Origin of the sequence: Sphingomonas sp. 37zxx (assembly GCF_000786205.1) — a bacterium.
Classification (GTDB): Bacteria; Pseudomonadota; Alphaproteobacteria; order Sphingomonadales; family Sphingomonadaceae; genus Sphingomonas.
Map to the genome: position 1 here is coordinate 39,626 of NZ_JROH01000006.1, position 25,086 is coordinate 64,711.

A 25,086-nucleotide genomic window follows, 5' to 3' on the forward strand; every position below is an offset into this window, starting at 1 on the left:
GCCCCCTCCCCGGCCTCAGTCGCGCAGCAACTCGTTGATGCTGGTCTTGCTCCGCGTGCGCTCGTCGACCTGCTTGATGATCACCGCGCAATACAGCGCCGGCTTACCCTCGCCGCCGCCGATCGTGCCGGGGACCACCACTGCATAGGGCGGGACTTCGCCGGTGCGGACTTCGCCGGTCGCGCGGTCGATGATCTTGGTCGATGCGCCCAGATACACCCCCATCGACAGCACCGCGCCCTCGCGCACGATCACGCCCTCGGCCACCTCAGCACGCGCACCGATGAACGCACCGTCCTCGATCACCACCGGGTTAGCCTGCAGCGGTTCGAGCACGCCGCCGATCCCCGCGCCGCCCGACAGATGCACATTGCGGCCGATCTGCGCGCAGCTTCCCACCGTCGCCCAGGTATCGACCATCGTGCCTTCGCCGACATAGGCACCGATGTTGACGAAGCTCGGCATCAGCACCGCGCCTTTGCCGATGAACGCGCCCTGCCGCACCACGCTGCCGGGCACCGCGCGAAAGCCGGCGGCGCGGAAACGGGCGTCGTCCCAATTGGCGAATTTCGACGGCACCTTGTCGAAACCGCCGGGCATCACCGCATTGTCGTTTAGCCGGAACGACAGCAGCACCGCTTTCTTGAGCCACTGATTCACCTGCCAGCCGCCAGCGCCATCAGGCTCGGCAACGCGCGCCTCGCCCGAATCGAGCAGTGCCAGCGCCTGATCGACCGCGTCGCGGACCTCGCCGGTGGTGGCGGTGGAAATGCTCGTGCGATCATCCCATGCGGTGTCGATGATCGTGCTCAGTTGGTCGCGCATGGTGTTCCCTCCAGAATATCGTGCAGCCACGCGCTAAGGTCCGGCGTGGTGAAATCAACGTAATCGCGGCTTCCGCAGCCATGTTGTTCGGAGCCATTGTCGACCCACAACGTCGCCATGCCGATCACCTTGGCGGGCGCCAGGTTGCGCGCCATGTCTTCGGCGAACAACGCAGTAGTGGGGTCGATGGCAAAGGCATCGCACAGCCCGGCATAAGCGGCGGCGTGCGGCTTTGGCAGATAGCCGGTGGCGTGGATGTCGTGAATACCCTCGAAACAATCGGCCAGCCCGATCGCGTCGAGCACCCGCCGGGCATAGGGGGCATCGCCGTTGGTAAAGATCAGCTTGCGCCCCGGCAGCCGTTCGATCGCCGCCGCCAGCGCATGGTCGGCATCGAGCACGCTCATGTCGACGTCGTGGACATAATCGAGGAAATGGTGCGGGTCGATGTCGCGATCGGCGAGCAGCCCCGACAGGGTCGTGCCGTGCGCGTGGAAATGGCGCTTCTGGATTTCGAGCGCGGTGTCGCGGTCACAACCATCCATGTCGCAGATGTATTGCGTCATCCGCGCGTCGATCTGCGGAAACAGCCCGGCGCTTGCCGGATACAGCGTATTGTCGAGGTCAAAGACCCAGGTGCGGACGTGCGATAGCGAAGCGAGCATGGGCGATCGTGTAGGATGGATTTTGGGGGAGTTCAAACCACCCTTTCGTCATCCCCGCGCAGGCGGGGATCCATAACGGCTAACGTTCGGCATATAGATGATCGACACGGCTATGGATTCCCGCCTGCGCGGGAATGACGATGGAGAGCACAGCGCAGCTTACCCGCCGCAAAGCGAACCTATGATGGCAGATTGCGCTCCCACACCCCATGTCCCTCACATGACCCAATATTCGATCCACGATCTCGTCCCCGTCCGCGAAGGCGGCACCGTTGCCACCGCGCTCGCCGATACCGCCACTTATGCGCGCCAGGCCGAAGCCTATGGCTATTCGCGCTACTGGATCGCCGAGCATCACGGCATGCCGGGCATTGCCGGCGGCGCTACCTCGGTCGTCATCGGCCATGTCGCCGCCGCGACCAGCAGCATCCGCGTCGGCGCCGGCGGCATCATGCTGCCCAATCATGCGCCATTGGTGGTGGCCGAACAGTTCGGCACGCTCGATGCCTTATTTCCGGGCCGGATCGACCTTGGCCTTGGCCGCGCGCCCGGATCGGACCAGCGCACCGCCCGCGCGCTTCGCCGGTCGCTCGAAAGCGATCCCAATGGCTTTCCCAACGATGTGATGGAGCTGCAAAGCTACTTCGCCGATGACGGGCAGACGGGCATCCGCGCGACGCCGGGGGCCGGAGCCGATGTCGCGATCTGGATTTTGGGGTCGAGCCTGTTCGGCGCGCAGCTCGCTGCGATGCTGGGGCTACCCTATGCCTTTGCCTCGCACTTCGCGCCCGATGCGCTAGACCAGGCAATCGCGATCTACCGCCGCGACTTCCGCCCCTCGGCAGCGCTTGAGCGGCCGCATGTGATGGCCGGATTCAACGTGTTCGCCGCCGATACCGATGAGGAGGCGCGCTATCTGGCGAGTTCGATGGAGCAATCCTTCGTCGCGCTTCGCACCGGCAATCCGGGCAAGATGCAGCCGCCGGTGCGCGATTATCGCGCAAGCCTTGGGCCGCAGGGGGCGGCAATGCTCGAACAGGTGCTGTCCTGCTCGGCGATCGGCTCGCCCGCCACGGTGGCGCGGCAGATCGCGGCATTCGTCGAGCGCACCGGCGTCGATGAACTGATGATCGCGGGGGCGACCTATGACCCCGAGGCGCGGCTACGCAGCATCGCGCTGACGGCCGAAGCAGTGCAGGGATTGCGGCTCGCGGCCTAACGCCCAAACCTTCTCCCGCCGGCGGGAGAAGGATACCGAAGCTTGGTCGCGAAGCGGCCTAGCGCAGGTTGGATGAGGGTGGTGCGGCGCTCTCGCGCCGCGCGCTTGCGAGCGCAAGCGCAGCACCCTCACCCAGCTACGACTAGGCCGTGCTGAAGGAGCACGACCAAGTCTGCGCAACCCTCTCCCGCTCGCGGGAGAGGGAACATATTACGGCAAAATCCCCGACCACTCGCTCTCGTGCCCGCCCTCATGGTTCGCCATGCCCGGCTTGGTCAGATACCCCCGCGCATCGGGGACGTGGCTGAAGATCATCCGCGACGGCACCTCATGCCAAGACAGGTTCATCGCCCAGCGCACCGGGAATGCCTCGATCATCGCATAGGGGAGGTGATCGTGGATCCACCATGCCAGCCGCTTCCAGTCGCCCGGCTGGTCGAAGCGGTTGGCAAAGCCCGGCACGACGATGCACGCGGTCGCGCCCATCCGGCCGGCGCTATCGCGCATGTCCCAGATGTGGCGGGCGGCGTTGCGGTCGTTCGACGCGCAATTATAGCTTTTGGCGTTGCCGAGCGCGTTCACTTCGGCCGAGCGATAGGCCGATCGGATCGCGATTCGGCCAAAGGCGTCCTGCAACGGTTCGAGCAATTCGTTGCACAGCCGCGACCCGGCTTCGATTGCCAAGTCGGGATGGTCGGGAATGTTCGACAGCCCGTGGATCGCCGCGATGTCCGAATACAGGAAATCGCGCAGGTAAAAATGCGGCGATAGCTGCACCCGACCCAGTTCGGTCAACTGCGCCACCGTCATCGGTTTCTTCAACGCTTGCCCTCCCGCTCGTCGACCGACGAAAGGAGCGCTGTACCGTCAGATAGTTAACCGTGCATCCACTATTCGTGCCCCCCGCCCGAACGGGGTAGCCGGCCCTCCCCCGCCAGGGGGGAGGGCACAAGCCTTATGCCGCCAGCTTGCGCAGGACGTAGTGCAGGATGCCGCCGTTCAGGAAATATTCCAGTTCGTTGACGGTATCGATCCGGCACTTGGTCATGAAGCTTTCGGTCGAGCCATCGGCACGGACCAGTTGCACTTCGACTTCCTGACGCGGGCGAAGACCGGCGACGCCGGTGATCGTGAAGGTCTCGTCGCCGGTCAGCCCCAGCGTCTGGCGCGTGACGCCTTCGGCGAACTGAAGCGGCAACACGCCCATGCCAACCAGGTTCGAACGGTGGATACGCTCGAAGCTTTCGGTGATCACCGCGCGAACGCCGAGCAGATTGGTGCCCTTGGCCGCCCAATCGCGCGATGATCCGGTGCCATATTCCTTGCCCGCGATCACCACCAGCGGCGTGCCGTCGGCCTTGTGGCGCATCGCTGCGTCATAGATCGGCATCGTCTCGCCTTCATACCGGCTCATGCCGCCCTCGACGCCGGGGACCATCTCGTTCTTGATGCGGATGTTGGCAAAGGTGCCGCGCATCATCACGTCATGATTGCCGCGGCGCGCGCCGTAGCTGTTGAAGTCCTTCTTGTTGACCTGATGCTCTTGCAGGAAGCTGCCGGCGGGCGAATCGGCCTTGATGCTGCCGGCAGGCGAGATGTGATCGGTGGTGATCGAATCGCCCAGGATCGCCAGCGGCTTGGCTTCGATAATGTCGGCGACCGGCGCGGGGGTCATCGTCAGCCCTTCGAAATAGGGCGGGTTGGCGATGTAGGTCGATGCCGCGGGCCAGCGATAGGTGTCCGACCCTTCGACCTGAATGCCAGCCCAATGCTGGTCACCGGCATAGACGTTGCCATAGCGCGCGCGGAACATGCCGTCGTCGATATTGGCCGCCATCGTCGAGGCGACCTCTTCGTTGGTCGGCCAGATGTCCTTCAGGAACACCGGACCATTGGTGCCCTCGCCCAGCGGGGTGTCGTACATATCCTCGGTCACCGTGCCCTTGAGCGCATAGGCGACCACCAGCGGCGGCGAGGCGAGGAAATTGGCCCGCACATCGGCCGATACCCGGCCTTCGAAGTTGCGGTTGCCCGACAGCACCGATGCAGCGACGATGTCGTTGCCGTTGATCGCCGCCGAAATCGGCTCGGCGAGCGGCCCTGAATTGCCGATGCAGGTGGTGCAGCCATAGCCGACCAGGTTGAAGCCCATCGCGTTGAGGTCTTCGGTCAGGCCCGCCTTGTCGAGATAATCGGTCACCACCTGGCTGCCCGGCGCGAGCGAGGTCTTCACCCAGGGCTTCGGGGTAAGGCCAGCGGCGCGTGCCTTGCGCGCGACCAGGCCGGCGGCGATCAACACGCTGGGGTTCGACGTGTTGGTGCACGAAGTGATCGCGGCAATCACGACGTCGCCATCGCCGATGTCATGCGCCGCGCCCTCGACCGGCACGCGCACTGCGCCCGCCTTCTTATACACCGTCGCGAGATCGCTGTTGAAGGTGTCGTCGACATGCCCGAGCGAAACGCGGTCCTGCGGGCGCTTGGGGCCGGCAAGGCTGGGCTCGACGCTGGCCATGTCGAGTTCGAGCGTGTCGGTGAAGATCGGATCGGCGACGTCGTCCAACCGCCACATGCCCTGCGCCTTGGCATAGGCCTCGACCAGCGCGACGGTCGCGTCGTCACGCCCGGTGAGGCGCATGTAATCGAGCGTCTTGTCGTCGATCGGGAAGAAGCCGCAGGTCGCGCCATATTCGGGGGCCATGTTGGCGATCGTCGCGCGATCGGCCAGGCTCATGCTGGCAAGGCCAGGGCCATAGAATTCGACGAAGCGACCCACCACGCCCTTGGCGCGCAGCATCTGCGTGACGGTGAGCACCAGATCGGTGGCGGTGATGCCCTCCTTCAGCGCGCCGATCAGCTTGAAGCCGACGACTTCGGGGATCAGCATCGAGACGGGCTGGCCGAGCATCGCCGCCTCAGCCTCGATCCCGCCGACGCCCCAGCCGAGCACGCCCAGGCCGTTGACCATCGTGGTGTGGCTATCGGTGCCGACCAACGTGTCGGGATAGGCGATCATGTCGCCGCCGTTGCTGCCCGTCACCTTTGACGACCACACCGCCTGGCTGACATATTCAAGGTTCACCTGGTGGCAGATGCCGGTGCCCGGCGGCACCACCTTGAAATTGTCGAGCGCCTTGGATCCCCATTTCAGGAACTCATAGCGCTCCGAATTACGCTCATATTCCAGCGCGACATTGTTCTCGAACGCCTTGGGCGTGCCGAATTCATCGACCATCACTGAGTGATCGATGACCAGATGCACCGGCACCTGCGGGTTGATCTTGGCAGGATCGCCGCCCAGCCCGGTGATCGCGTCGCGCATCGCAGCGAGGTCGACGACGCAAGGCACGCCGGTGAAATCCTGCATCAGCACGCGCGCGGGGCGATACTGGATCTCGCGGTTCGAGCAGGCATCCTTCTGCCAATCGACGATCGCCTGCGCGTCTTCGGTGGTGACGGTGGTGCCGTCCTCGAAGCGCAGCATGTTTTCGAGCAGCACCTTCATCGAGAAAGGCAGACGGCTGACATCGCCCAGCTTCGCGGCGGCCTTGACCAGGCTGTAATAATGATAGGTGGTGCCGCCCACGTCGAGCGTGTCGCGGGTGCCCAGGGTATCGTTGCCGATGGCAGTCATGGCGTGCCTTTCCGAATGCGGGGAAGCGGCGGGGAGGCGGCGGGAAGCCGCGCGCACGCTTGCCGGCGAGCTGATGGATTCAAGTTTTCTCGGCGGCTGTAGCAAGGGGGTGCGCCCGGGGGAAGGGTGGACGAAAGTTGAAGATGCACGCCGCCGCTCGCCGTCAGCGGGCAGCGCGCCGCAACGAATCGATCCGCGCCGACAACACCAGATGCGGCATGAACAGGATCGCGAGCAGTACGAAGGCGGCCGGCACGAAGCCCGGCGCATCGAGATGCCGCATCGCGGGCAACAGCGCATAGCCAAGCGCCAGCGCCGCGAGCGTCAGGCCGGCACCGGTACGCAGCCAGGCCGCCCGCCCAAGCCCTGGCATCGCCTCACCTATCTCACGGAAATGGCGGACCGAATGGACGCAGGTGAAGTACAGCGCAAAGCCCCAGAGCGGCGGCAGCACCAGCATCGCAAGGAGCGATCCGACAAGCTGCGCCGCCTCCACCGACCGGCCACGCTCGACCAGGATCGTCGCGCCGATCAGCGCGACCAGCGAGGCGACCGGCGCGACCACCATGCCGCCGCGACCGATCGTCGCGGCCATATCGGCACCGCCCATCGCGGTAAAAATATCCAAAACCGCCGCCGGATGCGCGGCGATCGGCAGCGCAACCAGCGCCACCCCTACCCCGGTTTCGATGAAGCGTTCGCCGATCATCGACCAGTCGGCGGCAAAATGCAGCGCGGCGAGCACCAGGAAAATCGGCAAAGCGATGTGCGGTGCCAGCGTCCACGCGGTCGCGGCGATGCCGAGCACCAGCGCATAGAGCGCCGCCGAATGCGCGTAAGAGGCAAGCCCGCTTCGGGCAAACCGCCGCGCGACGGCGAGATCGAAAGCGCCATGCGGCAGGCCGCCGAGCAGGAAAACAAGCGCTGCGCCAAGCGAGGCGATTGGGCCGTTAAGCGGAACGCCGGCAAGCTTCGCGGCGATCAACAGGCTCGCCATGATGGCGAACGGGGCATCGGCCAAACCCATTCGATGCGAATGCAGATCGGCCGGGGGCGCAATGCGCTCCCGGCCCTGTGCGGCGATCGTCATGTGGCTGCCCCGGTCAACGGAGCATCCATCTTGAGAAATCGCCGCTTCGCATTACGCTACCGTCGCGCCGTGACCGGCGGTTTCGCGCTCGATCGCCGACTTGCGGACCGCGATCATGTAGATCATCACGCCGACGCCTGCCTTGGCAAGGATGTCGGCCAGCGTGTAGCCGATCTGGATCGTCGTTTCGGCGGCTGCGCCCGAGATGTTGGCGAAAGGCGCCATGTAGACGATCGGATAGAAGCCCCATGATGCGAACGTCAGCAGCCGCGCCTTGCGGATCAGCGGACGCACCGACTCAGGCTGGCGATTGATCGAGTCGCCCAGGCCGCGGAACAGTTCCCATACGATGTACAAGAACGGGATCGTCGACAGCGTACCCCACAGCGCGCGTGTGCCGTTATCGGCAGCGATCTCGCCCGGATAGCCCAGAGCGATCATCAGTGCAGCGGCGAAGCCGAGACGAACAGACTTCGACACGGTCTCCGACTCGGACAGACGCATCACCAATACCAGCTCGATCAGCAACAATGGCACGGTCAACAACCAGTCGACGTAACGATAGGCATCATTGAAGGCGTAGCCGGTCGACGTAATCACCGCGCCGCGCACTTCATAGGCACCGGCCCAGCTCTCGAAAATCCGCAGGTAGTGATAGGCGGCGATGGCGCAGACCAACCCAGAGATCACCAATGCGGTCTTATAAGGTGCAGTTACTTGACTACGCCCAAACCAAAGGAAAAGTGCAGCGGCCGACATTGTCGCAAATGTCAATGAAAACGCATTATATATCAGGAAGTACTGACCAACAGTAACCGTCTCCATTTGCAAATCCTTTTGTGCAACGAATACAACACCCAACCGGTGGCGGCTGAGTTTATTATCAGTGTGCGGAGCGTATCTACCACAGTCTTTGGCGATTATAGCTAGACTTTCTATCGTAGGTATAAAGTTGGTAGCCGAAGGGGTTGCCATCGCAGCAGGCAAGCGTCGGCAGCCGCCAACGGCGCAGCAACCAAGGTGCAGCAAAGATGCCTGCGGACTCTTGCGGATCAGGCTCGACGCGGTTGCGGAGCGGAGGGGGCGCGCGGATACAAACGCCGAAGCGGATCCTGGCCGGCAGCCATCATCACCAGATGCTGCCCATAAGGTACGGCAATCTCCCCTTCCCGTGCAGGCAGAGGAGATTGCCGATAGTAGATCGTCTTAATGCGCGGCTTGCGGGCCGCGCTGGAGGCCGCTGGCGGCGAGTTGCGCGTCGAGCATCGCCATCAAACGGTCGAGACCCGCCTGATCCTTTGCCTCGGCGCGCGCGACCAGCACGTCCTGGGTGTTCGAGGCGCGCAACAGCCACCAGCCATCGGGGGTGTTCACGCGGGCACCATCGGTGTTGTTGATGTCGGCGCCCTCGGCCTTCAGCCGTTCAAGCACTTCGTCGATCACCGCGAATTTGCGGCTTTCATCGACCTGGAAGCGCATTTCGGGGGTGTTGATCATCGCGGGCATTTCGCTGCGCAACTGGGTGATCGACTTGCCGATCAGGTGCGCGGCGCGGATCAGCCGGACGGCGGCATATTGCGCGTCGTCGAAACCATAATATTCATGCGCGAAGAAGACGTGGCCGCTCATTTCGCCTGCCAGCGGCGAACCGGTTTCCTTCATCTTCATCTTGATCAGGCTGTGGCCGGTCTTCCACATCAACGGCTTGCCGCCCAGCTCTTCGATCCGGTCGTACAGCGCCTGGCTTGCCTTCACATCGGCGATGATCGTCGCGCCGGGCAGCTCCCGCAGCACAGGTTCAGCCAAAATGGACAAAAGCTGATCGCCCCAGATTACGCGGCCTTCCCCGTCAATCGCGCCGATCCGGTCGCCATCGCCATCGAACGCCAGTCCGAAATCGAGGTTCTTCTCCGCGACAAGTGCCTTGAGCGCGGTGAGGTTGGCTTCGTCAGTGGGGTCAGGATGATGGTTGGGAAAATCGCCGTCTACATCGGTAAAGAGCAAATGATGCTCACCTGGCAGGAGCTTGACCAGCTTCTCGATGACCGGGCCAGAGACGCCGTTGCCGGCATCCCAACCGATGCGATAGGTGCCGCCGCTATAGCCGGCCATCAACCGCCCGACATAGTCGTCCATGATATCGACATCGGTGACGACGCCTTCACCGATTTCCCAGTCCCCCTCGGCAGCCATGACGCCCAGCGTCTGGATGTCGGCACCAAAGAACGGACGATGCTGAAGCACCATCTTGAAGCCATTATACTCGGCGGGATTATGGCTGCCGGTTATCTGAATGCCGCCATCGACCTCTAGCGTGGCTTCGGCATAATACAGCATCGGCGTGGGGCCGAGGCCAACCCGCACCACATCGACCCCCGCGCCGGTGAGACCGGCGACCAGTGCCGCCTCCATCTCGGGCGAGGAATGGCGGCCATCGCGGCCAACCGCCACGCGGGTGCCGCCGGCGCGCCGCACCAACGTGCCAAAGCCGCGCCCGATCGCGTCGGCGTCGGCGGTGCCGAGCGTCTTGCCGACGATACCGCGAATGTCATATTCGCGAAGCGACGTGGGGTCGAAACGGTGCGTCATGCAATTGGCCTCCTGAAAGTCTGCGGGCGTTCTTTGGCGCGATTGCGCGAAAGTGCAATGACACTCGACGCGGCAAAGCGATACTTTACCGCAACGCACCACCCGGCAGATCGATCATTGCAGCCGTTTCAGCAAAACATCGCGGGCCGCGTTGATCCGCTTGGTCAGATCGACCGAGCCGCCCTTGTCGGGATGAACAGCGGTCACCAGCCGGCGATGCGCGGCGCGAATGGCGCCGGCATCGGCATCGGCGCTGACCCCCAGCACTTGCCGCGCTTCGTCCTCGCGCAGCCGGGGGCGGCCCTTGCGGGCGAAGAACAGCCACCAGATCACCGCCATCAAGGCAGCGGCGAACAGCAATTTGCCCATCAGGCGGTGGCCGTCGTCGGATCGGGCTGTACCTGCTTGGGTGCCGCCGCGTGATCGGGCAGCGCCAGCCCGGCCATCATCTCGCGCAATTCCTGGCGCGCGGCGACATGCCCCAGGCCCATTTCACCAAATTCGCGAGAATCGAGCATCGTCAGCCCTTGCGGGAACAACTCGCGATAGATCACGCGCTCCGACAGCCCCGAAATGACGCGAAAGCCGACGCGGCGCGACAATTGGGTGATGGCCTCGGACACGCGGCGCATGTTGCGCGCCTCGATATGCTGAAGCCGGTTTCGCAGCACCACCCAATCGATCGTCGATCCATCGGCCTTGGCGCGGCTTTTGCGCGATTCCCAGATCAGTTCGGAATAAAAGCTTGGCCGGGTCACCTGAAACGTATCGGGATCGACCTGCCCGATCAGGTCGAAATCGACGAAGCTGTCGTTCATCGGCGTGACCAGCGTGTCGGCATTGGTCACCGCGATCCGGGCGAATTTATCATCGCGGCCCGGCGTGTCGATCACCAGATAGTCACTGCCTTCGCTCAACCGCTCGAGCGCTTGCTGAAAATGCGCGATCGTGGTGCCGTCATGCGTCTCGTGGCGCGGCATCGGCAAGCTGCGCCCGGTGCGCTTGATCGTCGCGGCGCGATTGTCGAGATAGCGGCCCAGCGTGCGCTGGCGATGGTCCAGGTCGAACGCGGCGACTCGCGCGCCACGCGCCGCCAGCGCGATCGCGGTATGCACCGCCGTCGTCGATTTGCCGGTCCCGCCCTTTTCATTGGCGAAGACGATGACGTGCAGCCCGTTGGCACCACTACCCAAAACGCGATTTTCCCATGTTGATTGCCCCTGCACGCTTCCATAGGAGGCTGCGCTCACTCCCGTTCTCTATCGCAAGGCGTCCATCGTGCAAACCATCAGAGAATTAAGCATGCTGCGCGAGACCATCGCAAGCTGGCGCGGCGCGGGCGAACGAATCGCGTTGGTGCCGACAATGGGCGCGCTGCATGACGGGCATATGGCACTGGTCGAAGCGGCGCGGCGGCAGGCGGCACGGGTGATGGTGTCGATCTTCGTCAACCCCATGCAGTTCGGCGCGGGCGAGGATCTGGCGCGCTATCCCCGGCGCGAGGCCGCCGATACACGGATGCTGACCGCCGCCGGGGTCGATGCGCTGTGGCTGCCCGATGTCGAGACGATGTACCCGGCGGGCTTCGCCACCACGATTTCGGTGGCCGGGGTGAGCGAAGGGCTGGATGGCGCGGCACGTCCCGGCCATTTCGATGGGGTGGCGACGGTGGTCGCCAAGCTATTTCACCAGGTCGCGCCCGACGTCGCGCTGTTCGGGGAAAAGGATTATCAGCAATTGGCGGTGATCCGGCGGCTGACCAGCGATCTCAACCTCGACATCGAGATTGTCGGCATCGGCACCCAGCGCGACGATGATGGTCTGGCACTGTCATCGCGCAACATCTACCTCCTCCCTGAAGAGCGGCAGGCGGCGGTTGCCCTTCCGCGCGCGTTGGGGGTGGCAGCGGCGACGATCGAGCGCGGCGGCGATGCCGCAGCGGCGCTGGCCCAGGCGCGCACGACATTGACCAACGCCGGATTCGTCGTCGACTATGTCGAACTCGTCGATGCCGAAACGCTGGGCGTGCCCTCCCCCGCCCGGCCGATGCGGCTGCTGGCAGCGGCGAAGCTCGGCACGACGCGGTTGATCGATAACATCGCCGTCGCCCCCGTCGACGAAGGTTAACCGCGTTAACCAATTGTTGAAAACCTTGCGTCAGTCTCCCTCCAGTGCCGGGGGAGGCACGACAAACCGGGGTTTGGACCGATGGGCAGCAGTCTGAAGAATGTAGGGAATCTGGTCGAGCGGCGGCTGACGCAAGCGGCGCGTGGCGATGCCGATGCCTGTTATGAATTGGGCATGATCTATGCCAGCGGCGCGCTGGACGCGATCGTCGACCTGATCGAGGCGCATAAATGGTTCAACATCGCCGCCCAGTCGGGCAGCGAACAGGCGCAGCGTTCGCGTGCCGAAATCGCCGGTGAAATGACCGCGCGCGAAATCGCGACCGCGCAAAAGGCGGCGCGCGCCTGGCGTGCCGCGAGCATCGCACAGGCAGCCTGATCAAGGGCGCTTGTGTTGCAATCGGGCAACACTATGTTCGTTCCATCACAGATGGGTGGCGAACATGAACCTCGAAAAATTCACTGACCGCGCCAAGGGCTTTTTGCAGGCGGCGCAGACGATCGCGATCCGGCTGAACCACCAGCGGATCACGCCAGAGCATCTGCTCAAAAGTCTGCTCGACGACGAGCAAGGCATGGCCGCCGGGTTGATTGGGGCGGCGGGGGGTGAATCCAAGCGTGCGCTGACCGAGACCGACGCGGCGCTGGCCAAGCTGCCCGCAGTATCGGGATCGGGCGCGCAAACGACGCCGGGCCTCGATAACGATGCGGTGCGCGTGCTCGACCAGGCCGAACAGGTCGCGATCAAGGCGGGCGACAGCTTCGTCACCGTCGAGCGGCTGCTGCTGGCATTGGTGCTGTCGCCCACCACCGCGGCGGGCAAGGCGCTAGCTGCCGCAGGGGTGAAGGCCGAGCCGCTGAACGCCGCGATCAACCAATTGCGCAGCGGACGCGCCGCCGATACCGCCGGGGCCGAGGGCCGTTATGACGCGCTCAAGAAATTCGCGCGCGACCTGACCCAGGCGGCGCGCGACGGCAAGCTCGATCCGGTGATCGGCCGCGACGAGGAAATCCGCCGCACCATCCAGATCCTCGCCCGCCGGACCAAGAACAACCCCGTCCTGATCGGCGAACCCGGCGTCGGCAAGACCGCGATCGCCGAAGGCCTCGCGCTGCGAATCGCCAATGGCGACGTGCCCGATACGCTCAAGGATCGCCGGCTGATGGCGCTCGACATGGGCAGCCTGATCGCCGGCGCGAAATATCGCGGCGAGTTCGAGGAACGGCTTAAGGGCGTGCTCGACGAGGTAAAAGACGCCGAGGGCGAAGTCGTGCTGTTCATCGACGAGATGCACACGCTGATCGGCGCGGGCAAATCCGAAGGCGCGATGGATGCGTCGAACCTGCTGAAACCCGCATTGGCGCGCGGCGAACTCCACTGCATCGGCGCGACCACGCTCGATGAATATCGCAAACATGTCGAGAAAGACCCCGCGCTGCAACGCCGCTTCCAGCCGGTGTTCGTCGGCGAACCCACGGTCGAGGATTCGGTGTCGATCCTGCGCGGGCTGAAGGACCGCTACGAACTGCATCACGGCGTGCGGATCACCGACGCCGCGATCGTCGCCGCCGCCACGCTGGCAAACCGCTACATCACCGACCGCTTTCTGCCCGACAAGGCGATCGACCTGATGGACGAAGCCGCCAGTCGGCTGCGGATGGAGGTCGAGAGCAAGCCCGAGGAGATTGAGGGGCTCGACCGCCGGATCATCCAGCTCAAGATCGAGGCCGAAGCGCTCAAGAAGGAAAGCGACGCCGGATCGCGCGACCGGCTCGAACGGCTGACCGCCGAGCTTGCCGATCTGGAGGCGCAATCGGCGGTGCTGACCGAGCGCTGGCAGGCCGAAAAGGTGAAGATTAATTCTGAGGCCAAGCTGAAGGAACAGCTCGATGCCGCGCGGACGCTGCTCGAACAGGCGCAGCGCGAGGGCGATCTCGCGCGCATGTCCGAGCTGACCTATGGCACCATCCCCACGCTCGAAAAACAGGTGGTGGCAGCGCAGGGCGCGACCGAGGGCGCGATGCTGCGCGAGGAAGTCACCGCCGACGACATCGCCGCGATCGTCAGCCGCTGGACCGGAATCCCGGTCGACCGGATGCTGGAGGGCGAGCGCGCGAAACTGCTCAACATGGAAGAGGCGCTGGGCAAGCGCGTGATCGGCCAGCCACAGGCGGTGCGCGCGGTGGCAACCGCCGTCCGCCGCAGCCGCGCCGGGCTGCAAGACCCCAACCGGCCGCTGGGCAGCTTCCTGTTCCTGGGACCGACCGGCGTCGGCAAGACCGAACTGACCAAGACGCTCGCCGAATTCCTGTTCGACGATTCAAACGCGATGGTGCGGATCGACATGAGCGAATTCATGGAGAAACATTCGGTCGCGCGGCTGATCGGCGCCCCCCCGGGCTATGTCGGCTATGAGGAAGGCGGCGTGTTGACCGAGGCGGTGCGGCGCAGGCCCTATCAGGTGATCCTGTTCGACGAGGTCGAAAAGGCACATGGCGATGTCTTCAACATCCTGCTGCAAGTGCTCGACGACGGCAGGCTGACCGACGGCCAGGGCCGCACCGTCGATTTTTCGAACACGATCATCATCCTGACGTCGAACCTTGGCAGCCAGCATCTGACCAATCTGGCCGATGGCCAGTCGGTCGAGGATGTCGAGCCGCAGGTGATGGACGTGGTGCGCGCGCATTTCCGGCCCGAATTCCTCAACCGGCTCGACGAGATCATCCTGTTCCACCGGCTTGGCGCCGATCACATGGGGCCGATCGTCGACATCCAGGTGGCGCGGGTGGGCAAGCTGCTGGCCGATCGCAAGATCACGATCACGCTGACCGACGCCGCGCGCGCTTGGCTGGGCCGGGTGGGCTATGACCCGGTCTATGGCGCACGGCCGCTCAAACGCGCGGTGCAGCGCTATCTACAAGACCCGCTGGCCGACCTGATCCTGCGCGGCGACGTGCGCGAAGGGTCGACGGTCGCGGTCGATGAGGGTGATGGCGCGCTGGCGTTGACGGTGGGATGAACCCACAAAAAAGGGGATGGCTGTTGGCCATCCCCTTTCCCGTTCCTTGAAGGACCAGCTTGGATCAGAAGCGCAGGCGCGCACCCGAATAGAAGCGGCGTCCGAACACGTCGTACACATTGGCGGCCGTATCGGTGCCGGTCGTGTTGAACGGCGAACCGGTCAGGATGTTCGGTGCCTTGGTGTCGAGCAGATTGTCTGCACCAACGAACATTTCGAACTCGCGCGCCGCACGGAACGTCAACTGCGTGTCCATGTAGAAACGCGACGGCACCGAAACGCTGAACCGGTCGACTTCATATGCCGCCAGCGACAGATCGTCCTCATATGACTTGCCCAGCCACGTACCCGTCAGGTTGAAGCGGAAATCATCGTTCGTGAAGAACACCGACGAAGTGAACCGATCCTTGGGCGTACCGATTTCACCCGCGAAATTGTCGCGAGCCGCACCCGGCAGCGGCACTTCATAGCCACGGAAGGTGTGCGTGTAGGCAACGCGCATGCCGACATTGCCGCCGCCTGCGAAATTCACCGGCGCATTCAGCGTCAGCACCGCATCGATACCGTCGGTCATCAGCGTGCCGCCGTTGACTTGCGGGGCGTCGATGAACTCGAGCGAACCCGCACTGTTGACCGACGTTGCGACCGAACGACGCTGAATCAGCGCGCACGATGCCTGGTTTGCCAACTGGTAGCACTGGTTCAGCGTGAACGCGCGCGGCTGATCGGTGATCGTGTTGTCGACGTCGATGTTGAAATAATCGACCGACAGGCTGAGCCGCGAGAACAGGCCGGTTACGCCGAAATCGCCGGCGGTCAACACGCCGCCGATCGTCCACGAAGCAGACTTTTCCTCGTTCAGGTTCGGGTTGCCGCTGTTGAAGCCGCTGATCCCCTGAATGTCGAGCTGCGTCGCCGCGAACGCACCATTATTGGCAGCGATATTCGTCAACACGCCCGGTGCCGCGCGGCACGCAGCCGATACCGCAGTCGTGCTGGTCAGCGTCACGCCGACGCACGGATCGGAAATGCCCGTGGGGAAGGTCTGTGCCGGCCCCTGGAACAATTCGCCGATGTTCGGCGCACGCACCGACCGCGAATATGACCCGCGAAAGCGCAGACCGTTGACCGGAGCCCAGTCACCGCCTGCATTCCAGGTGTAGATCGTGCCGACGGTCGAATAGTCCGAGATACGACCCGAAGCACGCGCGTTCAGCGATTCGAAGAACGGCGTGTCCGACAGCAGCGGAATATTGACTTCGCCATAGACCTCGCGAACGTCGAACGACCCCGACGTATCGGGCAGCGCGTTGCCGCCATTCAGGCCGGCATTGGTCAGCGCGTCGTTATTCTCGCTGCTCGATTCACGACGATATTCGCCGCCCACCGCGAAGCCCAGCGGGCCTGCCGGCAGCTCGATGAACGATCCCGACAGATTGGCCTGAACCTGCTGCTGGGTGATGCGAGTCTGCAACGTCTGGTCGGCGGCGATGTAGCTGACCGCTGCCGGCGAGATGCTGCCCGCGCCATAGATGTTGACCGGGACGCAGCCCTGTGCCCGCGCACTGGAATCGGCGCAGACAATCGCGCCGCTGCTGTCGGTAACCGCGTTCAGCGCGTTGCGGAAATTGAGGACGTTGACCTGACCGTTCGACTGCTGCGATTCCGACGTCCGGCCGAAATTATAGCTGACGTCCCAGTTCAGATTCTGGGCGATCTTGCCTTCCAGACCGACCACAAAGCGATAGAAATCGCGGTTGGTCGAGCCGTTGCGCGTGCCGAATTCGCTGATGCGGCGGGCGAACTGGATGTCGCGGATGCCGTCGCCATTGGTGTCGGTCGCCGCGTTGAAGATCGCATCGGGAACGAACGGATTGCGGACAAGCACGCCGTTGACATTGGTTTGCAGCGGCATTGCACCACCGACGCCCGGGAATACGCCGCCGGTTTCATTCGACTGAAGCGCGAACGGCTCGATCTCACGCGATGAACGGGTGCTGGCATAGGTGCCTTCGGTAATCAGGCGGACGTTGTCCGTCATATCGAAATGGCCACGGGTCGCGAACAGGTAACGCTCGACCGGCACCGCGATGGTGCGGAATTGCTGGCGGTTGAAACCGTTGACCGCGCTGGAGAAGCCCTCCTGCAACGCGCCCGTCGGGCTGTACGTGAAGGTGCGGCCGCCTGCGGTAAACCGACCCTGCGGCGCGAAGCCCGACAATGCGGGCTCCGAGGGGATGCCGTAATCGGCCGGGTCGAAGGTCTCGAAGAAGAAGCTGTCGACATCGTCGACCCGCGTGTTCGCACGCTGGCGCGACAACAGGCCCTCTTCCTTCGAATAGCCGAAATGGACCATCATGTTCCCGCGGCCTTCGGCAAAATTGCCGCCGGCGGTGATGTTGGCCTGATAGCGGGGATCATCGCCGCGCTCGGTGATGCCGTATTGCGCGTTCGCCTCGACGCCCTCGAAATTGTCCTTGTAAATGAAGTTCACGACGCCCGCGACCGCGTCCGAACCGTAGAGCGACGACGAACCGCCGGTCAGCGTATCGACGCTCTGCAAGAACTGGGTCGGAATGACATTGGTGTCGACCGTGGCCGCACCGGGAACACCCGACACGACGCGCCGACCGTTGATCAGGACCAGCGTCCGCGCGGTGCCAAGGTTACGCAACTCGATCGAGGCGACACCGGTACCCGAGGTCAGGAACGCGGTGTTGGTGCGCGACAGCGTCGGCGATCCGAACACGGGGTTTTCCTGCAACAGCTCCTGAACGTTGATGACGCCCGAATCGGTAATCTGCGCCGACGTGACCGACTGAATCGGTGCGATCGAGGTGATGTTCGGCGACGAAATGCGCGAACCGGTTACGACGATCGTATCGCCCTGATCGGCGTTCGCCTGACCAGCAGCCTGCGTCTCATCGGTCACCACGCCATCGGCATTTGCATCGACCGATTGTGCCTGGGCAACCACCGGCATCGACAGCAGCGCAAGCACGATCGCTGTCGGCGCGCTGGAATTGATCAACTTGTTTGTACGCTTACGCATCAACGCTACATCCCTTTTACAACACATGGCGGGGCCACACACTCGTCCCGCACTGCAACAGGCCCCAACACGACCTGGGGCGCCCCCGTCGCCGCTGTTGGCCGCCGATGCAAATAAAACAGACGGTTATGGACGGTTTAGCGGCGAGGTGTCACCGATATGCCACGCCGGGCGATCGGCGGTGGGCGACGAAACACTACGCGCTTTGCCGCAGAAATCCGCCACAGGCGACCGGTTCAGGCGGTACCACCCCGCAGCCAGCCGGTGATCGAATAGCGACGATAGGCCGCCGCTTTGCTCACCTGGGAAACACTATGCATTTGCGGCACCGCGAACAGGTTGAGCGTGCCGAGGGTGGGCGCGAACCCCTCGATGCTATTTGCGCCGTCACCGTGAAACAGCAGCAACCCGCCCCATTCGGCGCGCCAGGTGGGCGTCAATCCAAGGACATAGGCAGCGTGGCGATGCTTGCCCGCGACCTGATCATCATGCCCGGTAAGAAAATCGCCGGGCGAATATGCTGTTGCCTGGGCATCGGCAAAGGCAATCGCGGTATTGCCGGTAATCCGGCGCAGGGCATCACGGGCTTCGCCCTGCGACAACCAAGCAGCAAAAGCCGCAAGCGGATCGCCCGACTGGACTCGCTGCCCCGCATCGTCAGGCACACGAATGGTTTCGTAGCGATATTGAAAGCCGTGCCGCGCACTGGCGTGGATCGCGTTTTCCAGCGCCGCGCGCTGATCATCGGTCAATGCCGCCTGGCCCGCGCGATCGAGTTCGATCACGCGCTCAGTGCTGTTCAACACCTGTATCCAATCCGTTCGCGCGCGCAGGTGCATATGCCAGGCCAACGCAGTTTCAGGCGCAAGGAAATCGACAATCTGTAATCGGCGATGCTGGGCGAAATGCTTCGCCAGCGCATCGATGTCGAGCAAGGGGTTCAGCGCTAGCGGGGGCACAGACATGCCCGCGTGATGGCATAGCCGCCGGCGGAAGAAAACGGGTGCCGCATGCGCCGGCCCGCTATTTGCGCCCAGAGCCGAGGCTTGCGGCACCAGCTTGTTCTCACAGGGGTTGAGGTGCACAAGCCGGGGCGGCATGGTGCCGTTCATCACCACAGCGCACCGGACCTGCCATGTCGTCGCCCGCAACCCCTGCACTTCATCTGCTGGCGCTCAATCCGGATCTTGATCGGGCGGCCCTTGCCGCGCAATTCGCACGCGACGGCAGGCTGCAAATCCGCGATGTGCTGCAACCGGCTGCCGCCCGGGAATTGCGCGCGATCCTGGCGCGCGGCACCGAATGGGGTCTTGCCTGGCAGGCGGGTGCCGAAGGCCCGCGCGCCGCCCGCGCTGCCGCCTTTGCCGCGATGCCAGCAGCCGAACGCACCCAGATCGGACAATCGGTGTCGCAATCGGCTGCGCGCGGCGATTATGCCTTCACCTATGCGCGCTACCCCATTTTGGATGCGTATCTGGAGCGCTGGCATCCCGATTCACCGCACGAAATCCTGTTCGAGCACATCAATGACCAGCCCTTCCTGAATCTGGTGCGCGACGTGACCGGCATGGCCGAATTGGTAAAGGCCGATGCCCAGGCGACGTTGTTCGGCCCCACCCATTTCCTGGCACAGCATGCCGACAGCCATGTCGGCGAGGGCTGGCGAATTGCCTATGTGCTGAGCCTGGCGGCGGACGACTGGAATCCCGATTGGGGCGGCTATCTCAATTTCTATGACGATGATGGTGATATCGTTGCGGGATACCGGCCACGCTTCAACGCGCTGAGCCTGTTTGCGGTGCCCCGCCTCCACGCGGTCAGCTATGTCGCGCCGTTCGCGCCGGTTGGCCGGTTTTCGATCACCGGCTGGTTCCGCGATCGGTGATCAGGCGGAATACACCATGACCGACGCCAATGCGCTGTTCGCCGCCGCCGAACAGGCGCTGGCCGCAGGACGGATCGACGATGCGCGCAAGGCGCTGGCCACCGTCCTTCGCGCGGTGGGCGAGCATCCCGCCGTCCTGCATCTGGCCGCGCTGGTCGAGAAAAAGGCTGGTGCCGGGGACGCTGCAAAACAGTTTTTCCGCCGTGCGCTGAAGGTCGCGCCGCAAGACCCGGCGATCCACGGCAACCATGCGAATCTGCTGGGCGATCTGGGCGAGAGCGACGCGGCGCTGGCGGCATATGAGCGCGCCTTGGCGATTGCGCCCGGGTTCATCGACGCGCGCTATAATCATGCGCTGCTGTTGCACCGCCTCCATCGATCGCACGAAGCGCTGGCCGATCTCGAACGGGTGACACGCGAGTCGCCGTTGCTGGCAAAGGGGCATGCCGCACAGGGGCAGATATTGCGATCGATCGAACGGATCGACGAAGCCGCCGCCGCATATGACCGGGCACTGGCGATCGAACCGATGCGGCCCGTGGCGCGCCACGCCCGCGCCCGGATCGCGATGGAGCGCGGCGAGTCCGATGCCGCCGAACGGTATCGCGTGGCGCTGACCGCACAACCCGATGATATCGAACTAATCCTTGGCCTTGCCGAGGCGATGGCCGCAGTCGGCGATCCGGGCGCGGTGCCCTATCTGACCCGCGCGGTGCGGACGCAACCAAGCTGGGCCGAAGGTCATGCGCGATTGGCGGCGATGCGTGCCGAGGCCGGGGAAGGCGCGGATTTCGCCGAGCATTTCGACGCGGCGATCACGGCAAATCCTGGCGATTTCGCACTACGGCAAGCGCATTGGCGCGCCTTGGCCGCTGCCGGCGATGGCACTGCGGCGCGGGCCGCGATCGACGCCACGATCGCCGCGCTTGGGCGTGACGACGTGATTACGCTGATCGAGGCGGCAAATCTGGCCAGCGAGACGGGCGATTTGGCTGCCGCCGAGCGGACGCTTTCGGGTCTACCGCAGGATTCGGCGGTGTTGGCAGCGCGCGGGCGAAACAGCTTGCGTGCTGGCGATGCGCAGGCCGCTGCCGCACTGCTGGAACGTGCAATTGCGCTTCAGCCCGGTTTGATTGCAGGCTGGGCGCATCTTTCGCTCGCCTGGCGATTGCTGGGGGACGATCGCCACCAATGGCTGTGTGAGCTGCCGGGGCTGGTGGCGGCCATCGACTTGGGCCTCGACCAGGAATGGATCGAGCAGCTTGGCGATACGCTGCGCGCGATCCATCGCACCCGCGCTCATCCGCTGGGGCAATCGCTGCGCGGCGGCACGCAAACCCAGGGGCGGCTATTCTGGCGGACCGAACCCGCATTGCGGGCGCTGCATGCGCGGCTGGCCCAGGCGGTGGACACGCACCGGCGGGCATTGCCGCCCCATGATGCCGCGCACCCACTGCTGCGCCACCGTGACACGGCGATGCGAATAACCGGAAGCTGGTCGGTGCAGCTGGCAAGAAGCGGGTTTCACGTCCAGCACATCCATCCCGAGGGATTGCTCAGTTCGGCGCTGTATGTCGCCCTGCCCGATCGCACGAGCGACGCCGACCCTCAGGCCGGATGGCTCGAACTGGGTCGCCCGCCTGCCGAACTCGGGCTGGACCTGGCTCCGATCACCACGATCGAACCGCGCGTCGGCAGACTGGCATTATTTCCCAGCTATCTGTTCCACGGCACCCGGCCCTTCAGCAATGGCACCCGGCTGACCGTGGCATTCGACGTGACGACCGCGAACGACTGAACCGGCAATTGCCGGCTCGTCTATCGGCGGCAGACAAAAAAAGGGCGGCAGGTAGAACCCGCCGCCCCTCATACATGCGTTTCGCGCCTTAGAAGCGCATCTGCGCCGAGACGAAGAAGTCGCGACCCAGCACATCGAACACGCCGGGGAAAGTGTTGGCCTGCTGAGCGCCGGCACCGAGCACCGGTGGCTGCTTGTCGAACAGGTTGTTGATACCGGCGGTCAGCGTCAGATTGTCGCTGGCCTGCATGGCAAACGTCAAATCGAACTGGCTATAGGCATCGATATTCTGGACGACGTAGGCTGGGCTGTCAGCTTCGGTTGCGCCAACATGCCGCCACCGGACGCTGGTCAGCAGCGGGCCGTCGGTGAACGAGACGCGGCCGGTCCACTTCCAGATCGGCGTCGGCTGGAGGCAAGTTACCCCATATTTTCCGGCGCATTCGATGATATCATCCGGCAAGTCAACCAACGGTGTTGTATTGTTCCGGAGGGTGTACGTGGCGAGGAAGTTAAAGTTCAGGCGCGATTCTTCACCTAAAAGACCAAAGCCTACACGAGTCGTAAAGTCGGCCTGAAAATCGATGCCCTCGACTTCCAGTGAAGCCAAGTTTGCCTCGCTAGCCTGGACCACAAACGGCGGACCCGAGATTACCCCCTGGGTATCACGTGAGATCAGACCGCAAAGTGCGCTGTTCGCATTCTGAATGGTAAGGTAGCAGAGATTGAGAATGTTGGCGACACCGCCACCGGCTTCCGAAACCGCCTTGTCGATGGTGATATTATAGTAATCTACCTGAACGGTCAGCCCAGGGATGAAGCGCGGCTGCAGCACGACGCCGGCTGTGTAAGTATCGGCAGTTTCCTCAGTTAGATTTGGATTGCCACCAAAGGCACCCTGCACCTGGGGATTTGGCTGAAGGAAGTTCTGACCAACATTCGATGCCGGAACTCCGGTCGCGATGCAAACGTCGCGCAGTGGGCCGGGAGCCGCTGCTGCGGCAGTAGCGCAATGATCGGTCGCCTGCGGGAAACCGACCGACTGACCGCCGAACAGCTCGCCCACGTTAGGAGCGCGGATGGCGCGCTGATACTGGCCGCAGAACATGATGTCGCGGATCGGCGCAAACTTCACGCCGCCCGAATAGGCCCAAACGCCACCCACTGCTTCAAGCGAATAGTCCGAATAACGGAATGAACCGTCGAGCTCGAGGCTGTGGATGAAATTATCGGTCACCAGGGGAACGACGAGTTCGCCGAAAGCTTCACGCGACGTGTAAGAGCCCTGCGTTGGCTGACCCGCATTGAAGCCAACCACATCGCCCGACGACAATGCCGTATCGGGGATGAAACGGCTGCCCATGCGACGCCATTCAACGCCCGCAGCGAACTGCACCGGCGCGCTGGACGTAGGCAGGTTGAACAATGGCCCCGACACGCTGGCGTTCGCGACTTCGAGTTCAGAGATCTCACCGTTCTGCGCCAGGATCGAAATCTGATCGACGCATGCATCGCTCAACTGGCGTTCACCGAACACATTGCAGGTGCCGTTGGCCGCAAGACGCGTGAACGCGCTACGCGACACATTGCCCAACTGAACCGACGCATTCCGCGTCCGCGAATACATATAATAGGCGTCGTAGTTCAGGCTGTTCAGGATCTCGCCCTTGAAACCCGCAAGAACGCGATAGGCGCTGCGGTCATCCTCGACGTTCCGCGAATTGATCGAATTCGTCCGCGAATTGACCTGCAACCGAACCGAACCAGGCTGCAACGCGCCAAACTGCCCGGTGCCAGCCGTGAACGCACCGAAAGGATTGCCGCAAACAGGTGCACCGGCTGCGGTCACACCGCACGCCGCTGCTGCCGCGATAGCAGCCTGCTGGTTAGTGGCAATGGTCGAGAGCTGGGCAAAGTCATTTGCAGAAACCAAGCCCTGAATCGCCGAAAGCTGGAAATCAACGTTCTGCGTAATCGGCGTCGGTGCCAGTTCGTTCTGCACCCGGTTATTGATATAGGTGAATTCGGCGTAGGCAGTCACACCCTTGGTGACTTCATATTCACCATAGCCGCCAATCATCCAGCGTTCCTGCGGGACCATCAGGAAGTTGTCGGGTGCGAAGTTATACGAATTATTAGCAGCGTTGTACGGCGTACTTGTTCCTGGGGTTCCAAAGAAAGCGCCTGCGCCAGGATAGTTGGTACCCTCAGCGATCGTGAAACAGCCGGCATTCCGAGGAGGCTGACCAGTGCCGCCGCAGCTTGCATTGGCACCACCGATCGAACCGGGCGCGCCGACGGTGATCGTCGGCGAAGCGACGAATCGGCCTTGCGGAACGCCCGCCGAGCCCTGAGGGATCAGGTTACCTGCGCTGTCACCCAACGCGAAACGCGAAAAGTCTCGGGCAGACTGGAAGATGCTGCCGCGCTTGTTGTACTCGCCGTAAATCGTAACATGGCCACGATTGTCGGGCAGCTGGGTGCCCAGCGCCATGTTTACGTTGAAGCGGCTGCCATCGCCCCGTTCGGTAATGCTGTACTGCGTGCCGACTTCAAGCCCTTCAAGATCGGTACGCAGGTTGAAGTTCACCACGCCCGCCAGTGCATCTGACCCATAAACCGCCGAACCGCCGCCGGTCTGGACCTGAACGTCGCGGAGCAAGAAGGCAGGAATTGTATTAAGATCGACCACCTGCGAGGTGTCATGGAACATATAGCGCCGGCCGTTCACCAGCACGAGGGTACGCTGAGCGCCAAGGCCACGAAGATCGAGCTCCGAGACGCCACCGCCGGGATTGTTCGAAAACTGATTAACGCCAGGAATGACCTGCGGCAGCGTGTTAATCACCTGCTCGACGTTCACAGCACCCGACAGCTTGAATTCTTCAGCCGAAACGATGGCGAGCGGGCTGGTCGAGCTGATGTCGGCGCGGCGGATGCGCGAACCGGTGATGACGATCGATTCCTGCTGCTCTTCTGCAACCTGATCGGTTTCCTGGACGGTGACCGGCGCGGCGACGGCGAGTACGGTCGGGGCGTTCTCAGCTACGTCATTCGCATAGGCGGGCTGCACGGCTACGGCACCCAGTATTGCTGCCGATGTCAGCAGCTTGTGGCGATAAATGGCTCGCATAATTCTCAGTCCCCTTTTTATCCCGAAACGATCGAGCGCTTCGGGCG

Annotated in this window: 18 protein-coding genes; 6 read left to right on the forward strand and 12 right to left on the reverse strand. The window is 63.5% G+C overall.

Annotation, left to right across the window (positions count from 1 at the left end):
* Positions 1-15: 15 nt before the first annotated feature.
* Together dapD and QU44_RS04015 are read right to left on the reverse strand one after the other, a co-directional pair.
* Entirely contained in the window at positions 16-825 is an 810-nt protein-coding gene (gene dapD, locus QU44_RS04010) for a 2,3,4,5-tetrahydropyridine-2,6-dicarboxylate N-succinyltransferase (protein WP_033920259.1), read from the reverse strand.
* Complete coding sequence (locus QU44_RS04015; RefSeq protein WP_033920261.1) at positions 810-1,490, reverse strand: pyrimidine 5'-nucleotidase; 681 nt, start codon at positions 1,488-1,490, stop codon at positions 810-812. Before QU44_RS04015 ends, dapD begins: the two co-directional genes overlap by 16 nt.
* A 220-nt stretch (positions 1,491-1,710) precedes the next feature.
* Here QU44_RS04015 and QU44_RS04020 point away from each other — a divergent pair, with 220 nt between their 5' ends.
* Positions 1,711-2,709, forward strand: coding sequence for an LLM class flavin-dependent oxidoreductase (locus QU44_RS04020; RefSeq protein ID WP_033920262.1), 999 nt, complete (start codon positions 1,711-1,713; stop codon positions 2,707-2,709).
* Between the two features lie 210 nt (positions 2,710-2,919).
* Here QU44_RS04020 and QU44_RS04025 read toward each other — a convergent pair whose 3' ends face one another.
* The 7 genes from QU44_RS04025 to QU44_RS04055 all read right to left on the reverse strand — a co-directional run bounded on the left by QU44_RS04025 (position 2,920) and on the right by QU44_RS04055 (position 11,215).
* Positions 2,920-3,531, reverse strand: a complete 612-nt coding sequence (locus tag QU44_RS04025; protein ID WP_033920264.1) for a hypothetical protein — start codon at positions 3,529-3,531, stop codon at positions 2,920-2,922.
* A 133-nt stretch (positions 3,532-3,664) separates the two neighbouring features.
* Positions 3,665-6,343, reverse strand: coding sequence for an aconitate hydratase AcnA (gene acnA / locus QU44_RS04030; RefSeq protein WP_033920265.1), 2,679 nt, complete (start codon positions 6,341-6,343; stop codon positions 3,665-3,667).
* Between the two features lie 163 nt (positions 6,344-6,506).
* Positions 6,507-7,433, reverse strand: coding sequence for a Brp/Blh family beta-carotene 15,15'-dioxygenase (locus tag QU44_RS17380; protein WP_052134314.1), 927 nt, complete (start codon positions 7,431-7,433; stop codon positions 6,507-6,509).
* Positions 7,434-7,484: 51 nt separating this feature from the next.
* Positions 7,485-8,258: a bacteriorhodopsin-like gene (locus QU44_RS04040; RefSeq protein ID WP_033920268.1), complete on the reverse strand. Its 774-nt coding sequence runs from the start codon at positions 8,256-8,258 to the stop codon at positions 7,485-7,487.
* A 381-nt stretch (positions 8,259-8,639) separates the two neighbouring features.
* A complete protein-coding gene (gene pgmG / locus QU44_RS04045; RefSeq protein ID WP_033920270.1) occupies positions 8,640-10,022 on the reverse strand; it encodes a phosphoglucomutase/phosphomannomutase PgmG in 1,383 nt (460 codons plus the stop codon).
* Between the two features lie 114 nt (positions 10,023-10,136).
* Positions 10,137-10,391, reverse strand: a complete 255-nt coding sequence (locus QU44_RS04050; RefSeq protein ID WP_033920272.1) for a J domain-containing protein — start codon at positions 10,389-10,391, stop codon at positions 10,137-10,139.
* Positions 10,391-11,215, reverse strand: a complete 825-nt coding sequence (locus tag QU44_RS04055) for a division plane positioning ATPase MipZ (protein WP_033920274.1) — start codon at positions 11,213-11,215, stop codon at positions 10,391-10,393. The genes QU44_RS04050 and QU44_RS04055 overlap by 1 nt, the downstream gene beginning before the upstream one ends.
* 85 nt (positions 11,216-11,300) lie before the next feature.
* Here QU44_RS04055 and panC point away from each other — a divergent pair, with 85 nt between their 5' ends.
* The 3 genes from panC to clpB all read left to right on the forward strand — a co-directional run bounded on the left by panC (position 11,301) and on the right by clpB (position 15,171).
* Positions 11,301-12,149 (forward strand): pantoate--beta-alanine ligase, encoded by an 849-nt coding sequence (gene panC / locus QU44_RS04060; protein WP_033920276.1) that lies wholly within the window; start codon positions 11,301-11,303, stop codon positions 12,147-12,149.
* An 81-nt stretch (positions 12,150-12,230) separates the two neighbouring features.
* Positions 12,231-12,527, forward strand: a complete 297-nt coding sequence (locus QU44_RS04065; RefSeq protein WP_033920278.1) for a hypothetical protein — start codon at positions 12,231-12,233, stop codon at positions 12,525-12,527.
* A gap of 64 nt (positions 12,528-12,591) precedes the next feature.
* The gene (gene clpB / locus QU44_RS04070) at positions 12,592-15,171 is read left to right on the forward strand and encodes an ATP-dependent chaperone ClpB (RefSeq protein ID WP_033920279.1); all 2,580 of its coding nucleotides are present in this window, start codon (positions 12,592-12,594) and stop codon (positions 15,169-15,171) included.
* Positions 15,172-15,235: 64 nt separating this feature from the next.
* Here clpB and QU44_RS04075 read toward each other — a convergent pair whose 3' ends face one another.
* Positions 15,236-18,223, reverse strand: coding sequence for a TonB-dependent receptor domain-containing protein (locus QU44_RS04075; protein WP_156140923.1), 2,988 nt, complete (start codon positions 18,221-18,223; stop codon positions 15,236-15,238).
* A gap of 236 nt (positions 18,224-18,459) precedes the next feature.
* Positions 18,460-19,188: a 2OG-Fe(II) oxygenase gene (locus QU44_RS04080; RefSeq protein WP_033920335.1), complete on the reverse strand. Its 729-nt coding sequence runs from the start codon at positions 19,186-19,188 to the stop codon at positions 18,460-18,462.
* Between the two features lie 170 nt (positions 19,189-19,358).
* Here QU44_RS04080 and QU44_RS04085 point away from each other — a divergent pair, with 170 nt between their 5' ends.
* Positions 19,359-20,108: a 2OG-Fe(II) oxygenase gene (locus QU44_RS04085; RefSeq protein WP_052134316.1), complete on the forward strand. Its 750-nt coding sequence runs from the start codon at positions 19,359-19,361 to the stop codon at positions 20,106-20,108.
* Positions 20,109-20,124: 16 nt separating this feature from the next.
* Positions 20,125-21,906, forward strand: a complete 1,782-nt coding sequence (locus QU44_RS04090) for a putative 2OG-Fe(II) oxygenase (RefSeq protein ID WP_197054236.1) — start codon at positions 20,125-20,127, stop codon at positions 21,904-21,906.
* 88 nt (positions 21,907-21,994) lie between these two features.
* On the opposite strand, the gene QU44_RS04095 is transcribed toward QU44_RS04090, so the two are convergent.
* Positions 21,995-25,039, reverse strand: a complete 3,045-nt coding sequence (locus tag QU44_RS04095) for a TonB-dependent receptor domain-containing protein (protein ID WP_033920282.1) — start codon at positions 25,037-25,039, stop codon at positions 21,995-21,997.
* Between the last annotated feature and the right edge of the window lie 47 nt (positions 25,040-25,086).

Excerpts from the sequence above, each read along its gene's own strand:
- QU44_RS04075 (WP_156140923.1), bottom strand. The coding sequence starts at position 18,223 with ATGCGTAAGCGTACAAACAAGTTGATCAATTCCAGCGCGCCGACAGCG.
- QU44_RS04015 (WP_033920261.1), bottom strand. The coding sequence starts at position 1,490 with ATGCTCGCTTCGCTATCGCACGTCCGCACCTGGGTCTTTGACCTCGAC.
- QU44_RS04040 (WP_033920268.1), bottom strand. The coding sequence starts at position 8,258 with ATGGAGACGGTTACTGTTGGTCAGTACTTCCTGATATATAATGCGTTT.
- QU44_RS04020 (WP_033920262.1), top strand. The coding sequence starts at position 1,711 with ATGACCCAATATTCGATCCACGATCTCGTCCCCGTCCGCGAAGGCGGC.
- QU44_RS04080 (WP_033920335.1), bottom strand. The coding sequence starts at position 19,188 with ATGTCTGTGCCCCCGCTAGCGCTGAACCCCTTGCTCGACATCGATGCG.
- clpB (WP_033920279.1), top strand. The coding sequence starts at position 12,592 with ATGAACCTCGAAAAATTCACTGACCGCGCCAAGGGCTTTTTGCAGGCG.
- QU44_RS04090 (WP_197054236.1), top strand. The coding sequence starts at position 20,125 with ATGACCGACGCCAATGCGCTGTTCGCCGCCGCCGAACAGGCGCTGGCC.
- dapD (WP_033920259.1), bottom strand. The coding sequence starts at position 825 with ATGCGCGACCAACTGAGCACGATCATCGACACCGCATGGGATGATCGC.
- pgmG (WP_033920270.1), bottom strand. The coding sequence starts at position 10,022 with ATGACGCACCGTTTCGACCCCACGTCGCTTCGCGAATATGACATTCGC.
- QU44_RS04050 (WP_033920272.1), bottom strand. The coding sequence starts at position 10,391 with ATGGGCAAATTGCTGTTCGCCGCTGCCTTGATGGCGGTGATCTGGTGG.
- QU44_RS04095 (WP_033920282.1), bottom strand. The coding sequence starts at position 25,039 with ATGCGAGCCATTTATCGCCACAAGCTGCTGACATCGGCAGCAATACTG.
- QU44_RS17380 (WP_052134314.1), bottom strand. The coding sequence starts at position 7,433 with ATGACGATCGCCGCACAGGGCCGGGAGCGCATTGCGCCCCCGGCCGAT.
- acnA (WP_033920265.1), bottom strand. The coding sequence starts at position 6,343 with ATGACTGCCATCGGCAACGATACCCTGGGCACCCGCGACACGCTCGAC.
- QU44_RS04065 (WP_033920278.1), top strand. The coding sequence starts at position 12,231 with ATGGGCAGCAGTCTGAAGAATGTAGGGAATCTGGTCGAGCGGCGGCTG.
- QU44_RS04085 (WP_052134316.1), top strand. The coding sequence starts at position 19,359 with ATGTCGTCGCCCGCAACCCCTGCACTTCATCTGCTGGCGCTCAATCCG.